General features: G+C 46.3%; 2 tRNA genes and 1 rRNA gene. All 3 read left to right on the forward strand.

Annotated features, from left to right (window positions below):
* A 16S ribosomal RNA gene (locus ACP7BO_RS23820) occupies nucleotides 1-57 on the forward strand; the annotation flags it as partial.
* A 122-nt stretch (nucleotides 58-179) separates the two neighbouring features.
* Nucleotides 180-256, forward strand: a tRNA-Ile gene (locus tag ACP7BO_RS23825).
* A gap of 30 nt (nucleotides 257-286) precedes the next feature.
* Nucleotides 287-362: transfer RNA gene (locus ACP7BO_RS23830), tRNA-Ala, on the forward strand.
* The last annotated feature ends 165 nt before the right edge of the window (nucleotides 363-527 follow it).

The following is a 527-nucleotide window of genomic DNA, read 5'->3' on the forward strand; positions in this document are numbered from 1 at the left end:
GGGGTGAAGTCGTAACAAGGTAGCCGTAGGGGAACCTGCGGCTGGATCACCTCCTTAATCGACGACATCAGCTGCTCCATAAGTTCCCACACGAATTGCTTGATTCATTGAAGAAGACGATAGAAGCAACTTTAAGCTCCAAGCTGATAGCGCACGCTAACAGTTACAAGCTCGAAATTGGGTCTGTAGCTCAGTTGGTTAGAGCGCACCCCTGATAAGGGTGAGGTCGGCAGTTCGAATCTGCCCAGACCCACCAATTTTGTGTGGAAAAAGCCTGTAGAAATATGGGGCCATAGCTCAGCTGGGAGAGCGCCTGCCTTGCACGCAGGAGGTCAACGGTTCGATCCCGTTTGGCTCCACCATAACTTGCTTCTCTATCGTAAAGCTTAGAAATGAGCATTCCATCGCATGATGGTGAATGTTGATTTCTGATCTTTTGATTAGATCGTTCTTTAAAAATTTGGGTATGTAATAGAAAGTTAGACTGGATAACACTTTCACTGGTGTTTATTCAGGCTAAGGTAAAA

The organism is Pseudomonas sp. TWR2-1-1, from assembly GCF_049897045.1.
Classification (GTDB): Bacteria; Pseudomonadota; Gammaproteobacteria; order Pseudomonadales; family Pseudomonadaceae; genus Aquipseudomonas; species Aquipseudomonas versuta.